Raw genomic sequence first — 14877 nt, forward strand, 5'->3', positions numbered from 1 at the left:
CACCCCCGACACGCACCACGCCCCCGTGAACGTCCGCCCCCCCGCCGGGTCCTGCACCCCCGCGCCCGCATTGTCCACGATGATCTCGCCCGGCGGCGAGTCCGATCCCGCCGGCACCCACCGCACCGCGTCCGCCACCGCCAGCCCATTGGCGTCGCTCAACTGCAGGTAGCCGCCCGTCCCCGCGTTGAACGTGAACGTCCCCAGGAGCTGCCAGGAGCCGCCGTTCACCTGCTGGTTCTCCGTGACGACGGTGGTCCCACCGGCGTGCACCACCGTGTACGGCGCCGCCGCCGACCGGTTCGCGTGCGCCGTCCACCGCACGTACACGTCGTAGCTCCCCGCCGCCGGAATTGTCGGCGTCCAGCGGTACGTGTCCACCCCCCCGCCACAGCTGTACAGCGAGTCCGTCCCGTAGAACCCCATCACCCCCGACACGCACCACGCCCCCGTGAACGTCCGCCCCCCCGCCGGGTCCTGCACCCCCGCGCCCGCATTGTCCACGATGATCTCCGCCGCCGGCGCGGTGATCGTGAAGGTCAGCGCGTTCGAGGTGCCCCCGCCCGGCGCCGGAGTGAACACCGTCACCGCCGCCGTCCCCTGGGTGCTCAGGTCGCTGGCGGGGATCGCGGCCTCGAGCTGGGTCGCGCTCACGTAGGTCGTGGGCCGGTCGGCGCCGTTCCAGCGCACGACGGAGGTCGAGACGAAGTTGCTGCCGTTCACCGCCAGGGTGAAGGCCCCCCCACCCTGCGCGGCGCTCGTCGGCGTGAGCGAGGCGAGCACTGGAACCGGGTTGCCGCTCCCGGTCCGCGTCAGCCTCAGATGCCAGACATCGCGGCGGCTGCCCGCGGCGTCGGCCCCTCCGTACATGACGGTGACGCCGTTGACAGGGTCGTAGACCATGGCGTGCAGCCGCCGCGCGGGCGGGGAGGTGGGCGGGACGAGCTGGGTCCAGGTGCCGGCGGCGGTGTCGAAGATCCACAGATCGTTGAAGTGCACCCCCGATGCGGAATCGTTGCCTCCGAAGAGAACGATCACCCCGTTGTCACTGTCGTACACCATGGTGTGCTGCTGGCGCGCGGGCGGGCTCAGCGGCGGGGCAAGATTCGTCCACGAGTTCGTCGACAGCCGGTACGCCCACGTCTCGTCCGACGACTCGTAGGTCGCGCATGGCCCGCAGCGCCCCCCGAAGAGGACGAAGACGTCGCTCGCCGCGTCGTACACCATGGAGTTGGTGACCTGGCGCAGCGGCGGCGGCGAGCCCGGGGCGCCGACCGAGAGCTTCCGGACCCAGCTCCTCGTCTGGACGTCGAGCATCCAGGTGTCGTTGTCGTTCGGCTCCCCCCCGAACAGGACGATGGCCCGGTCCAGCGGCGAGTACGCCATGGCGGGGCTGTACCGGTGGGAGGGCAACGGCCCCGTATAGCCCCAGTGAGGGCCGGAGAGGCTGCCCCATGTCTGTGTCACCGGCGAGTAGTACCAGGTGCCCCCGCCCCGCTGCGAGTAGAGGTAGTACTGCGTCCCCGCCGTGAGCCCCGAGATCGGCGTGGCGAGCGTCAACGTCTTCGTGACGGGGTCGTAGCCCGAGACATACGCCTTCTGGCTGGTCGAGATGACCTCGACCGTCCAGTCCTTGTAGAAATCCACCGTCGCCGACGAGAGGGCGCCGTCCACCAGCGTGGTCGGCCCGCTGCCCGCGTCCGCCGTCCGCGCCGATCCCTTGCAGCCGAAGCCGCTGCCCCCAACCGACCAGTACAGGCGATTGAACGAGTCGTACTCGACGGCGTGCTCGTCCCGGGGCGTGGGGGGGACGTGGTCGTTGAGGGCCCAGCAGGGGACGGACGGCTCCAGCTCGGCCCACGTGTCAGCGGCGCCGTCGTAGAACCAGACATCGTTCATGTACAGCTCGCCGCTGCCCCCGAACAGCACGCTCCGGCCGGCGACCTCGTCGAAGACCAGGTCGATCCAGCCTCGCGCGCCGACACCGCTCGGCGGGCTCGCCGGCCAGCCCTTCGCCGTCCAAGTGGCCGTCCACTGGGCGGCTGCCGGTGGGGCGGACGCCATGCCGGCAGCCACCGAGAGGGCAGTGGTGATGACGCCGACGACGAGATGCTTCCATCGAACTGGGCCGCTGGGCGGGGCGTCGGCAGCCATCAGGGCATCTCGATGATGACGTCCGTGCCGGGCCTGGCGGCGAGCCAGTCACCCAGTCCCCCGCCCAGGCCCACGATGACGAGCGCACCGCGCGCATCCACGGTGCAGACGACGTCCACGTCGAGGCCCTCGCGCGCCTCAGGAGAGGCCAGGAGGGCTGCGTAGCGAGCGGCGTCGAAGAAGCGCGTGGTGAGGGCACGGCCCGCCACGCGCACGGTGAGCCTGTCGTGGCTCTGCACGGCCCCGAGCTGATCGGGCGTGATGCTCGTCAGGATCGCGTCGGCCGTGGTGGCGACGACGTGGCCTTCGGCCACCACGGCGGACGCAGGGCCGCGGCCCTGAGCCTCCGCGTCACGCGCGGTCTGCGGCCCCGCCGGCAGCCAGAAGGCCGCGAAGACCAGAAGCCAGACGACGCCGATGAGTGGACGGAGTACACGCATGCCGGTCCGTTCCCCTTCCCTCAGGAATCGATGAGCAAGCGGCATGCCGCCCAACCCCTGGAGCAAAGTGGCCGAGAAATAAGGCGCGGCGCGGGCAGGTCGAGAGCTGTCGCTTCAACTGTCAAGGGGACCGACACGTGCCCCCGTCACTCCTCGAACAGGAGCCCACGGAGTCGGCCAGCTCACCACGGAGGGTCTCGAGCGGCTCCCCGTCCACCACGAGGCGTTTCCAGAGGGCGTAGTTCAGGAGATTCCAGTAGATCCGGGATGTGGTGTCCGGCGGTCTCTGCACCGCTCGGATCAGCGACTCGGGCACAACCTTCACCGCAAGCGGGACCAGGGGCTCGAGCGGCCCTCCCCGCATCGCCCACCGTCGTGCGTGGATCCCGAACCCGCTCTTCGGTCGGTCGAGGATGAACTCGGGCACCCCGGCCTGCCGGCTCATCAGCCGCGCAAGGTGCTTGGGGGAGGCCAGCTTGCGCTCCCACGGTATCCCGAATGCGTACCCCATCAGCGTCGCCTCCGTGAAGGGGAAGACCAGGGCCCGGCCGGTCGCGTCGGCGAGCCGGGACCACAGCCCCTGCACGGCGGACGTGGACCCCAGCAGCGCCAGGATGGAGACGACATCGAGGAGATCACGGTCCAGGAAGGGACGCAGCGCCCTCAACCGGTTCTCGATGATCACATCGGAGGCGACGCCGAAGTAGCTTCGCGCCCACGCGGGATCCCCGTACCGCTCATCCTCCCAGAGCGGATGCTCGGGATCGTCCACGGGACGCAAGAGTGCCTGCCAGCGCTCGAGACGCGCTCGGAACGCGTAGGCCTTCCAGGTCAGCCGGGACAGGAGCCGGAACGCATGCACGATCGGCCGCCGGGCAAGATAGCGTCCGACACGCAGGCCACGGCGTCCCTGGAAGATCTCCTCGTGGATCTGGACCCCGAGGTAGTTGTCGGCCCCCTCTCCGCACAGGAGCACCGAGACCCCCTCGGCGATACCGTGGGTGAAGAGCGCCGCGAGGAGTGGGGTCTGAAGCCCGTGCAGGGGCTGCTCGACCGCGGCAATCGCGCTCAGCACGGCGTCCAGGTACTCGGCCGTGGTGGGCTCATGGTGCCGGTGGCACATCCCGAGAGCCGTTGCGGCCGTGATCGGATACTCCTTCTCGGCGTTGCTCGCGTCGTCCTCGAAGGGATACGAGGTGGAGTAGGTCTCTCGGGTGCCGAGGAGCCGATCGGCCAGGCGTGCCAGGAGGGACGAGTCGACGCCCCCGCTGAGCAGGGTGGTCACCCGCCCCTGCGTGGCCCCGAGCGGCCGCACGGCCTCGCTGAGGAAGTCGAGCGCTGTCCGCCCGAGATCGGCATCCGGGACGGCCTCACGATGCACGGCCCTGTCGAGGAAGTCGCAGCCCGAGGAGGCCGTGACCTTGAGGCCGCCCTCGTCGAGATCCACGCGGAGACTTCCTCCGTAGGGGACCTGGTGGATGTTCTCGAACATGGTGGCCGGTGCCATGACATAGCAGTAGACGAAGAATTCCGGGAGGGCCGTGCGGCGCTCCTGGATCGGGATTCCGGCTCGGCGCAGCAGCCACACGTGCGTGGCGCACAGGAAGTCTCCGTCGGGTGTGACAGTGTAGTAGACGAGGCGTCCGCCACGGGGCTGGCGCCGGACGTCCAGCCTGTGGCGCGTCGGGTCGAAGGCGACCTCTGCGAGCTCGGGAGCCGCGGCCCCGGCGCGGGAGAGCGGACGTTCCGTGACGGTCAAGAGTGTCCCCGTGTCATCCACGTGTGCGAGCGGTCCCGCCGCCAGCGCTGTCACGTGCCACCGACCGGCGACGAGCTCGAGGCGCCGGGACCCATCGATGACGGGCAGCAGGCGGCGCCGGCCGATGGCGACGAGGAACATGAGCTCACGTTACCTCATGGTACTCTGAGCGGCAAAGGGACCTCTCAGGGCGCTCCGGCTCGTGGACTCTCCCATAGGTGGGGAGCAAGAGCCACGCAGCTGACCGGGGAGAACGTTGCGACGTCGGACGGGGCAGCGCCGCGCGCAGGATGACCATCCCGTGTGCGCCGGCCCGCGGTCCAGCGGCGGGCCGACCTGCAGAGCCCACACCGGGCGAGCCCGTCGAGGAAGGCACGGGAGGCGATGCGGCCGATCACGTCGGTGATTCCCGGACTCTGGCGGCTCCACCGTGCAGGGCGGTCTGCGCTCCTGCACTGGCGACAGCAGGACTGGATCATGAAGCGATTCGGGAGCACCGACGTCCATGAGGGGATGCTGCTGGACACGCAGCGCTGCGAGGCTTACCGGAGCGCGATCCGGCAGGTGGTCCGGCCTGGCGACGTGGTCGCCGACCTTGGTGCCGGGACCGGGCTCCTGTCATTCTTCGCGGTGGAGGCGGGCGCCCGGCGCGTGTACGCCATCGAGATGAGCAGCATCGCGGAGGTGGCTGCCCGTCTCATCGAGGCCAACGGCTTTCAGGACCGGATCACGCTGGTGCGGCGGCGGTCGACCCGGGCCCGCTTGCCAGAGCGGTGCGACGTCATTCTGTCGGAGACGCTCAGCATCCTCGGCTTCGAGTCCGAGCACACCATCGCGTTCATGAGCGACGCGCGCGAACGCCTCCTGAAGCCTGGCGGACGGGTCATCCCGCAAGAGTGCTGGACGCTCATGATGCCCGTCCAGTCCGACCAGTTCGGTGTCGGGTCCCTGCCCGGTCTCCTGTACGGTTTCGACGTCTCGGAGCTGCGCCGCCGGAGGTACCGGCGACAGGCCCTCCACCTCGAAGTCTCGGGGAAGCGGATCGTGGAACTCGCGGACGCCGTGAGACGCTGGCACATCGACTTCCGCCGTGAGTCCCCGGTGCCGTCGGGCGAGATGTTCGAGTTCGGGACCCGTCGGGAAGGCCGACTGGACGGATTCCTGGGATGGTTCGAAGCGACGCTGTGCGACGGGGTCGTCCTGTCGAACTCACCCCGGCTGCCGCCGACCTCCTGGGGTCAGCTGTATTTCCCGACGCTGGACCAGCCAGTGGTGCATCCAGGCCAACGCATCCGGCTGCACCTGGATCCCGGCCTCATCGCCGGGATGCCGCACTGGTCCTATCGCGTGAGCGTCGACTAGCATGAGACGCCCTGCTCCATTCCAGGGCTCTCTCAGAGGCCCCGAACTTCATCCTCCGGGATTGTCCCACGACAGGCGAAACGGCCTCCCCAGTCCCGCCAGGGCCAAGCCCGGGATCGGATAAGTTGCGAACGGGGGGGAGAGGGGACCGGAAGGATCGAGTCCGGCTGGCCGAGAGGTGGCTCAAGACCACCGTGGACGACGTCCTCCGCTGGTTCGGCTACGAGATCCGGCGAACCGGTCGCCGGCCGGCTGAGATCTGGCAGACGCGCCCGGGGGGGAGTCCCCAACCGCCGCTCCCTTACGCCGAGAACCCCGCGATCGGGGCGAGCAACCTGCGCGTCAAGCTGGAGCGGGTGCGGGCAGGCGGCGCGTTCGAGACCGAGAACATCGCGATCATCAACCAGGCGGTGGCGAGGCTGATCGGCCCCGCGACACGGATCGTCGAGCTCGGCGGCGGGACCGGGATGTTCGCGTACGAAGCCTCGGCCGACCCGACTCGCACCATCGTGTGCTCGGAGTTCGATGCCGAGGCAAGCCGGTGGGCCCAGGAGAACCGGAGCCGTCCGAACATCCGCTATGTCACGCGGCCCGTCTCGCCGCAGGACGGGCCCTTCGATCTGCTGGTGTCCATCGAGGTGGTCGAGCACGTGCGGGACTTCCCGGCCTTCCTCGCCGTGTGCGCCGGGCTGGCGCCGCGGGCGATCCTCACGACGCCCAACAAGAGCAGTCGAGCAACGGCGGCTGCCGACGGACCGCCGGACTACCGGCTGCACGTGCGGGAGTGGACAGCCGGCGAGTTCTACTGGGTCCTCCGGTGCTTCTACGAAGAGGTGCGGCTGTTCACGCTGCCCGACGCGCTCGTGCCCGACGTCGCGCCCATCCGGGTGACCGATCGGCGGTCGCCGCTGATCGCCGACTGCCGCCGGCCGATCGCCGCCAGCGGGGGAGCCCGACCCAGCGCATGAGGAGCGTGCCGCCGCCCGCGGTCCGTTCGGACCGCCCGGCGGGGGCCGGAAGGGAGGATGGCGGCGGTGGAGCGGTGGCAGGAGCTCGAACTGCAGTACGCGCGCCGGCTCCGGCAGAGCAGCCGTGCGGAACGGCGGGCGCTCTACGCCGAGGCGTACTCGGTCGTCTCGGAACTGCGCGCCCGGACAATGCCGCCCGATCCCGAGAAGCGCACCGCGGGCACGTCGAAGTCGCTGGTGAAGGCGCTGGCTCGTCTGCTCGGCCCGACCGACGACGTGCTCGAGGTCGGCTGCGGCCGGGGCTACACGTGTCTGGGCCTGGCCCCTCACGCGCGGTCCATCGTCGGTGTGGACGTCTCCACCCCGGCCCTCCGCGAGGCCGAGCAACTCCTGCGCGCTCACGACATCCGCAACGTGGCGGTGCGCCAGGTGGCCGGGGACGAGCTCACGGCCGCGTTCCCGGCCGCCGCCTTCGACGTGGCCGTCGCCATCGACGTGTACGAGCACCTCCACCCCGAGGACTGCCGGGTCACGCTGCAACAGATCCACGCGGTGCTGAGACCCGGGGGGACGTGTATCGTGGTGACGCCCAACCGGATCTTCGGACCGCACGACATCACGCGCGTCCTCTATCCCGAGGCGACCGAGCCCCTGGGCTTTCACCTCAACGAGACCACGTACCGGGAGCTGCTGGCGGCCATGCGCGAGGTGGGCTTCGGACGCTTTCGCACGCTCCGGACGATGTCCCGGTGGTCGACCTGGCTCTGGCCGCGCCGGCTGTTCGGAATCACCTACCCGGCCTGGGTGAGCGTGCTCTGCGAGCGCGCGGTGACCACGTGGGGCGCCCCCGCGGCCGGGCCGCTGCTGGCCGGGATCCGGCTGCTCGGAAAGAAGCGAGGCATCCGGGTCCCGTGACCGGGCCGGGTCAGCGGGCGCCTGTCACCTCGGCAAAGAGCGCCTCGAGCGCGACGATGGTGAGTCGCGGGTCCAGCCGCTCGATCCGCGCTCGCGCGGCCCGGCCCATCAGCCGCCGGGGCTCGGCGGGAAGATCCCAGGCCGCGAGGATTCCCGCCTCGAGCGCGCCGTCGTCCTCCTGCGGGACGAGAAGGCCGCTCTCCCCGTGGGTGATCAGCTGCTCGAAGCTCGCCCCCTCGGTCGCCACCACCACGCGTTCGAGGGCCATCGCCTCGAGGCATGCGTTGGGGAGGTTGTCCACGCGGGATGGGAGGACCACGACCCGGGCGCCGGCCACGAGCGGGAACAGGTCGGCCCGCGGCCGCTCCGAGAGGACGACGATCCGCTTTCCGTAGGCGCCGAGGGCGCGGGCGATGTACGCGTCGAAGGGCTCCCCCGCCGCGGTGCGGAAGACCCGGCCCACGAAGACGAAGCGGAACTCCGGCCGCCGGTCCAGGATGCCCGGGAGGACGCGGACGAGCCGGTCGCCTCCCTTGAGCAGACCGATCGTGCCGAAGAAGAGCGCGTAGGTCTCCGGAGGGAACTCGGCCGGCGGCGAACCTACCATCGCCGCGTGCTGGGCGACGGCGAAGGGCGGCTCGATCACACGCACGGTTCGGCCGAACGCCTCCGAAGCCGCCGCGGCGAGCAAGTGGCTCGGCGCGTATGCGGCCGCGCTGTGCCGGACCTGCCAGGCCTCGGCCCATCCCTGCAGCCGGGCGGCGGCACCCGGAGGCCTGGCGTAGGCCCGGCGCCAGAGGATCTCGATGCTGGAGATCCGGGTCACCAGGGGCGCCACGCGCCGCACGGCCGCCCCGAGCCCGGGCGCGCGGAAGTTGCTCGCCTGGACGACGGCGAATGGAGCCTCGCGGTGTCGGAGCCGGAGGGCGCGGGCGAGCCGGAGGGTCGAGCCCGCCAGCTCGAGGAAATCATCGAGGCGCCACGCCAGGGGAATGCGCCGGGCGCGGGCCGCCCATCCCTGCGCCTCGGTCACCCGGTGGACGGGCACGGGCCCGTCGAGCGTCCGCTCTGTCCGGTCCGAGAGGGTGAAGACCTCCGGCTCGTGGCCCGCCTGGACCAGCGCGTGCGCCACGCGCTGCACATAGGCCGCCAGGCCGCCGGCGAAGACCTGCTCGGTCGGGTACTCGGTGGTGAGGAAGGCGATCCGCACGGCGCCGGTCACCGCCCCCGGGCGACGTCGTGGCGCAGCCGACGCACCTCCTCGAGGAAGTCCTCCGCGATGGCATCTTCGGGCCGCAGCTGACCCGGGTGCCAGCGCAGATCGCGGTCCCAGTGTCCCGGGCACTGGGCCACGGCCCGACCGACGAACGTGTAGCTGATCTCGAGCAGCCGGACCCGGCCTTCGCGGTCCCGGACGAAGTCGTAGGCCATCGACTGGAATCGGAGCCGTCCCGAGATGTCGAAGGCGAGCTGCACCGCGTCCAGCCCCACCTGCGAGGGATCCGCGTCGATCCTGCCGCTGCCGGAAGCCCGGAAGTCTCCGGGCCGATTGAAGCGGCGGAACCCGAACGCCCGGTCGCCGATCACCGTGACGCGGTAATCGAACTCGTTGCCGGGGAGGTACTCCTGAAAGAGGACGGCGGTGGACTCCATGGGCCACAGGACAGGGACCGAGGGCTCCAGCAGGTGGGCTCGGCCGTAGCGGAGCCGCCGGGCGACGACCCGCGCGACGTCCCCGGGCAGTCCGCGGCTCCGTTTCCACAGGGGGCCCACGTCCCCCCTGGCGATGGCCGCGAGGTCATGGTGCCCCGTGAGGCCCCGGTCGAAGACTCGACCGATCAGCCGCGCCGCCGCCGCCGGGGACTCGACCAGGCACACCGACTGTGAGCTGGCCCCTCCGCGGAGCTTGAAGACCAACGGGTAGCCCGCCTTCGCGCTCCACGCCAGAGCATCGCCGGCATCGTCGAAGATGGCGGTCTCGGGCAGAGGCGCCCCCGCCAGCTCGAGCAGCCAGGCCTGGGCGATCTTGTCGTCGTAGTGCCAGCGGGTCGCGAAGTTCGGCCACACCGGGATCGGAAGCGCATGCTCGACCGCCGAGAGGAAGGGCTTGGCGATCCCCTGGCTTGCCGGGCCGTGGGTGAATCGCCACATGAAGCCGTCGGCTTTCCGGAGCGCCCCGAAGGCCTGGCCGTCGGGTCTCCGGACCGGGATGACGTCGACGCCCTGGGCGGCCAGGTACTCGCCCAAGCGCTCGGCCCAGGGAGGCTCCCCGATGGCCGCGTCCTGGTAGATGGCGATCCCCTGCGCCACTCGTCGGCACCCCCCTCTCGATTCACGCGGCACGAATGGTGAGCGGTGGCCTCGCGCCCGCGCAGTGGGGCCTGATGGTAAGGACGCGGCCTCGCGTCCCGGTCACCCTCCGCCCCCCCGCGGAGACAGCGTACGCAGGTAGAGAGGTGATCCGGCGCCTACTCTAGCACGTCTGGCTCCAGGCTCTCCGTTCCGCGGCACCCCACTTCGGCGCCCCGCGCGGGAGTCGCGTGAAGAGACTTGCCCTCGACGGCGAGACCGGAAAGCTTGCCCAAGACCCCGTTGTGCCAGCCGAAGGACGGGGCCGGCGCACCGGGCTGGAGCCGGCCCCCTCCCGGCCACCGAAGAGGCGCGGAAGGCGCCGCCTCGTGCTAGAGTACCCGCCGGGGAGGCGCCCTGCGTGAACAAGATCCTCGTCGCACTCGATGGGTCCTCGCTGGCCGAGTCGGCGATCCCCGCCGTCATCGACATCGTACGCCAGGGGGGGATCACGGTGATCCTCCTCCAGGCGGCCGAGCGGGACGAGATGGTCGGCGCGGATCCCTCCGGGGTGGAGACAGACGGGGTCCGCGAGGCCGCCGAGTACCTGACGCGCATCGAACAGCGCCTCGCCTCGGCCGGGGTCACGAACGTGGTCAAGTCCGTCTGGCGCGGCCCGGCGGCGGCCGCGATCATCGAAGCGGCGCGCCTCATGGAAGTGGACCTCATCGTGATGACGACCCACGGGCGGAGCGGCATCGGCCGGCTCATGTGGGGGAGCGTGGCGGAGTCAGTCCTGCGCGGGACCTCGGCCTCCATACTCCTCCTGCGCGCGCCCGGGGCCTCACTCCAGGCCCCGTCGGGCCTCGGCCTGGCTCGACCTGCCGGGGCCCCGGACACCACCCCCGCCCGACCCGGGGCCGGGCCGTCCGCCCCCGCAAAATGATCGGCTGCGGGGCGCCGGCTCCGCACCAGGAGGAGAGCCCCATGCGACGCCCCGTCCCGCGGCTCCCAGGCCGCCTCCCGCTCCTCGCTCCGCTCCTCGCGCTCACGCTCCTGGCCCTGGCCGGGGCGGGAGCGCCGACGGAGGCGCAGACGGCGCTGGACATCATGCGGAAGCAGCGGGACCTGCAGCGCGTGAAGGACGAGCAAGAGGTCCAGCAGATGGACGTGATCAACAAGGCGGGCGTGGCGAAGCAGCGCCGGGTGGTCCGCCACACCCTCACCGACAAGCGGGACCTCAGCAAGATCCTGCTCCGTTTCCTGGCGCCGCGGGACGTGGAGAACACGGGCCTCCTCACCTGGGAGGCGAAGGGCGGCGACGACGACCAGTGGCTCTACCTCCCCGCCACGAAGAAGGTCAAGCGCATCGCCTCCAGCGGGAAGAAGAACCGCTTCATGGGAACGGATTTCGCCTTCGAGGACCTGAGGCCCGAGAACCTCGAGCTGCACCGGTACAACCTCCTTGGCTCCGAGGCCGTCGAGGGGCAGGACTGCTGGGTGATCGAGGCCGTCCCGGCGACGGAGCGGCAAGCCGCCGACAGCGGCTACAGCAAGCGCAAGCTCTGGGTGCGCAAGGACAGCCACTACACGATCAAGCGCGAGTACTACGACAGGAAGGGGAAGCTCGAGAAGATCGAGCACAGCCGCGCCCTCGTGAACGTGCTGGGCACGGTCTGGCGGGCCAACCAGATCGAGATGCGCGACGTGCAGGAGGGGACACGCACGGTCGTGAAGGTGGAGAGCCGCGCCCTCAACAAGGGGCTCGGCGACGCCCTCTTCACCGAGGCCGCGCTGATCGCGGGCGGGTCGTAAGGGCCCGGGCGCCCCGGAGCCACCCGGCGCCATGAAGCGCGCGCTCCTCTGGGTCCTCGACCACCCGGGGCTGACACTCGGGCTCGTCGCCGCCCTCACGCTCTACTTCGCCCTCCAGGTCCCCCGCCTCGAGATCGACGCCTCGGCCGAGGGCCTCATGGTCGAGAAGGATCCCGCGCGGGCCTACTACGACCAGGTCAAGCAGCGCTTCGGCAGCGACAATCTGACCATCGTCCTGGTCAAGGCCGACGACGTCTTCGCGCGGCCCGTGCTCGAGGCCGTCAAGCGCCTCTCCGACGCCCTCGAGCGGATCGAGGGCGTCACCCGCGTGGAGAGCCTGACGACCGTCAACAACATCAAGGGCGAGGGGGATCAGCTCAACACCGACCCGCTCGTCGGGGCCGCCGTGCCGCGCGACCCGGCTGCGCTCGCCCGGATCCGCGCCGACGCCCTGGGCAGCCGGGTCTTCGTGGGCAACATCGTGTCGGCGCGCGCGACGGCCACCGCGATCAACGTCTACACCGATCCCGCCGCGGGGGACAAGCAGTTCAACCGGCGCTTCGCGGAGCGGGTCGACGCCCTGATCGCCGGGGTCGCGACCCCCGGCCTCAGCCTCTACCAGATGGGCACCCCCCTCACGAAGGTCACCTTCGCGGACTACATCCAGCAGGACCAGGTGAACCTCATCCCGATCTCGGTGGGAGTGCTCCTCCTGGTCCTCCTGGTAGCCTTCCGCATGCTCCAGGGCGTCGTCATTCCCCTCGTCACGGGACTCGTGAGCATCGCCTGGGGGCTCGGGCTGATGGCGATCTTCGGGCTCCCGGTGAACGTCATCACCGCCATCATCCCGTCGCTCCTCATCGCCATCGGCTTCACGGAAGACGTTCACATGATCTCGGAGTACCACCACCTGCTAGAGGCCGGCCACGACAAGGTCACGGCCCTCCGCCGGATGATCGAGCAGTCGGCGCTCCCGATCCTCATCACCACCTTCACGACCGTCGTCGGCTTCGGGAGCCTCGTCACCACCGACATCACGATGCTGATCCAGTTCGGCTGGGCGTCGTCCCTGGGGCTCACCGCGAACTTCATCGTCACGGTGACGGTGTTGCCCATCATGCTGAAGTGGTGGTCGGTCCCGCGGCGCATCCACGTGGCGGCGTTCGAGGACGAGTCCGAGCGGGGCGGTATCCCGCGGGCGATGGAGTGGCTCGGGCGGATGAACCTGAAGTACCGGCGGCCGATCCTGGCGGTCGCCGCGGTGCTCACGGCCGCTTCCCTGGTCGGCTGGTACAACCTGCGGGTCAACACGGACTTCATCGCCTACTTCCCCGAGAAGTCGTTCATCCGGCAGCGCACCGCCGACCTCCACCGCTCCCTGGCGGGGGCGGTCAACTTCTTCATCGTGGTGGACACGCGGCAGGAGGACGGGATCAAGGATCCGGGGCTCCTGCGCAGGATCGCGGGCCTCCAGGAGTTCCTGGCGGGGACGGGCCAGGTCGACAAGACCGTGTCCGTCGCCGACTACCTGCGCAAGATGCACCGGGAGATGAACGGCGGCGACCCGGCCTTCGAGGTGATCCCGGATTCCCGCGAGCAGGTCGCCCAGTACCTGCTCACGCTCGAGGGCAAGGAGCTGGCCAAGTACATCGACTTCAAGGCGGCGGCGGCGAACATCGTCGTCCGGCACAACATCACCAGCTCCTGGGAGCTCTCGGCCCTGCTCGGGCGCATCGAGACCCACGTGAAGGCCACCTTCCCGCCGGGGGTCTCCGTCCGGCCCACCGGCGAGACGATCCTCATCAACAACGCCGCCGACTACATGGCGGTCAACGAGCTCCAGAGCTTCTCCTTGACCTTCGTGATCATCGGGCTGATCCACGCGCTGCTGTTCTTCTCGCTGCGCGCCGGGCTCCTGTCGTTGATCCCCAACGTCGTGCCGATCCTCTTCAACTTCGGGCTCATGGGCCTCCTTGGGATCCCGCTCAACACCGGGACCGCCCTCATCGCGACGATCGCCATCGGCATCGCGGTGGACGACACCGTCCACCACATGGTCACCTACAGCCGCCAGCTCCGGGAGCACCACGACCAGACCGTGGCCATGGTCAACACGATGCGGAGCCAGGGCCGCCCCATCATCTACGTGTCGCTGGCGCTGGCCGGGGGGTTCCTGGTCCTGGTCTTCTCGAACTTCGTGCCGACCCTGTACTTCGGCACGCTGTCGGCCTTCGTCATGCTGGTGGCGATGGTCGGGGAGCTGGTCCTCACACCCATCCTGATGCAGGCAGCCCGCCTGGTGACGGTCCTGGACCTCCTCGCCCTCAAGCTGGGTCGGGATTTCCGGACGCTGCCGCTCTTCCGGGATTTCTCCCTCTGGGAGATCCGGAAGATCGTCGTCCTGGGCGCGCTCCACGAGTACCCCGCCGGCCACTACATCCTCCGCATGGGCGAGCGCGGCACCGAGATGTACATGATCGTCGCCGGAGGGGTTCGCGTGACCACGCCGGGGCCCGACGGCGGTGAGCAGACGGTCGGGCGCCTCAAGCCGGGGATGGTGTTCGGGGAGGTCGGCGCGGTGGCCGGCGGGCCCCGGATGGCGAACGTCATCGCCGAGGAGGCAACCGAGGTGCTCCGGCTGGACTGGCCGGTCCTCGAGCGCGTGCGCCTGCGCTTCCCGTACACCGGCGCGAAGCTCTTCCGCAACGTGGCCCGGGTTCTGGCCGAGCGTCTCAGCGCCGGCCGGCCTCCGATCGCGGCCGGCGCCCCGGCGGCTGGATCCGCGCCGGCCGGCCCGCCGGCCTAGCTCCCCCACCCCCGACCTCCAGGGGGCTGCGGCAAAGCCCCGCAGGCCGATCAAAAAGGTCCAGATGCGAGGCGGCGCCAGACGGCCGCACGCGAGGCGTACTCCGCTTGGCGAGCCGAGCCGGAGGCGAGGGGAGCGGATCCGGAGATCCAGGCGAGCGTGAGCGAGCCACGTTGAGCGTGCGGCCCGAGGGCGCCAACGAAGCAGATGGGCCTTGCTGGGCGGCCTGCTAGCGTGAGTTTACCCCGGAGCTGGTGGGCGCTTCGGGAAACGGGCTGAAATCACGCGCGATTCTCGCCCGAGGAGCGTAGTTACTACGGAGTCGGGAGCAAGTCAAAGCCCACCGCCAGCCGCCGCGCTGGCTCGGGC

The 14877-nt window shown here is 70.4% G+C and carries 11 protein-coding genes; 6 read left to right on the forward strand and 5 right to left on the reverse strand.

Translation table 11 applies throughout. The features are described from left to right. The 3 genes from HYV93_00430 to HYV93_00440 form a co-directional block, all read right to left on the reverse strand. Positions 1 to 2154: hypothetical protein (locus HYV93_00430; protein MBI2524427.1), on the reverse strand; the 2154-nt coding region annotated here is incomplete at its 3' end. Continuing rightward, positions 2154 to 2594, reverse strand: coding sequence for a hypothetical protein (locus tag HYV93_00435; protein MBI2524428.1), 441 nt, complete (start codon positions 2592 to 2594; stop codon positions 2154 to 2156). The genes HYV93_00430 and HYV93_00435, both read right to left, overlap by 1 nt. A 121-nt stretch (positions 2595 to 2715) precedes the next feature. Further along, positions 2716 to 4494 (reverse strand): hypothetical protein, encoded by a 1779-nt coding sequence (locus tag HYV93_00440; GenBank protein MBI2524429.1) that lies wholly within the window; start codon positions 4492 to 4494, stop codon positions 2716 to 2718. 243 nt (positions 4495 to 4737) lie between these two features. Here HYV93_00440 and HYV93_00445 point away from each other — a divergent pair, with 243 nt between their 5' ends. The 3 genes from HYV93_00445 to HYV93_00455 all read left to right on the forward strand — a co-directional run bounded on the left by HYV93_00445 (position 4738) and on the right by HYV93_00455 (position 7598). Then, the gene (locus tag HYV93_00445; GenBank protein ID MBI2524430.1) at positions 4738 to 5715 is read left to right on the forward strand and encodes a 50S ribosomal protein L11 methyltransferase; all 978 of its coding nucleotides are present in this window, start codon (positions 4738 to 4740) and stop codon (positions 5713 to 5715) included. A 125-nt stretch (positions 5716 to 5840) separates the two neighbouring features. After that, on the forward strand, positions 5841 to 6683 hold the full coding sequence (locus tag HYV93_00450; GenBank protein MBI2524431.1) for a methyltransferase domain-containing protein: 843 nt from the start codon (positions 5841 to 5843) through the stop codon (positions 6681 to 6683). Positions 6684 to 6749: 66 nt separating this feature from the next. Beyond that, the gene (locus HYV93_00455; protein ID MBI2524432.1) at positions 6750 to 7598 is read left to right on the forward strand and encodes a methyltransferase domain-containing protein; all 849 of its coding nucleotides are present in this window, start codon (positions 6750 to 6752) and stop codon (positions 7596 to 7598) included. A 10-nt stretch (positions 7599 to 7608) separates the two neighbouring features. Here the strand turns inward: HYV93_00455 and HYV93_00460 are convergent, their stop codons facing one another. Next, positions 7609 to 8820, reverse strand: coding sequence for a glycosyltransferase family 4 protein (locus HYV93_00460; GenBank protein ID MBI2524433.1), 1212 nt, complete (start codon positions 8818 to 8820; stop codon positions 7609 to 7611). Beyond that, entirely contained in the window at positions 8817 to 9908 is a 1092-nt protein-coding gene (locus tag HYV93_00465) for a hypothetical protein (protein ID MBI2524434.1), read from the reverse strand. The genes HYV93_00460 and HYV93_00465 overlap by 4 nt, the downstream gene beginning before the upstream one ends. Before the next feature lie 400 nt (positions 9909 to 10308). Between HYV93_00465 and HYV93_00470 the strand changes: the two genes are divergently transcribed. The 3 genes from HYV93_00470 to HYV93_00480 are packed head-to-tail and all read left to right on the forward strand — an operon-like array spanning position 10309 to position 14508. Then, positions 10309 to 10833, forward strand: coding sequence for a universal stress protein (locus HYV93_00470; GenBank protein MBI2524435.1), 525 nt, complete (start codon positions 10309 to 10311; stop codon positions 10831 to 10833). Between the two features lie 41 nt (positions 10834 to 10874). Next, positions 10875 to 11702: an outer membrane lipoprotein-sorting protein gene (locus HYV93_00475; protein ID MBI2524436.1), complete on the forward strand. Its 828-nt coding sequence runs from the start codon at positions 10875 to 10877 to the stop codon at positions 11700 to 11702. A gap of 31 nt (positions 11703 to 11733) precedes the next feature. After that, positions 11734 to 14508, forward strand: a complete 2775-nt coding sequence (locus HYV93_00480) for an MMPL family transporter (GenBank protein MBI2524437.1) — start codon at positions 11734 to 11736, stop codon at positions 14506 to 14508. The last annotated feature ends 369 nt before the right edge of the window (positions 14509 to 14877 follow it).

This window comes from Candidatus Rokuibacteriota bacterium, assembly GCA_016188005.1.
Lineage (GTDB): Bacteria > Methylomirabilota > Methylomirabilia > Rokubacteriales > CSP1-6 > UBA12499.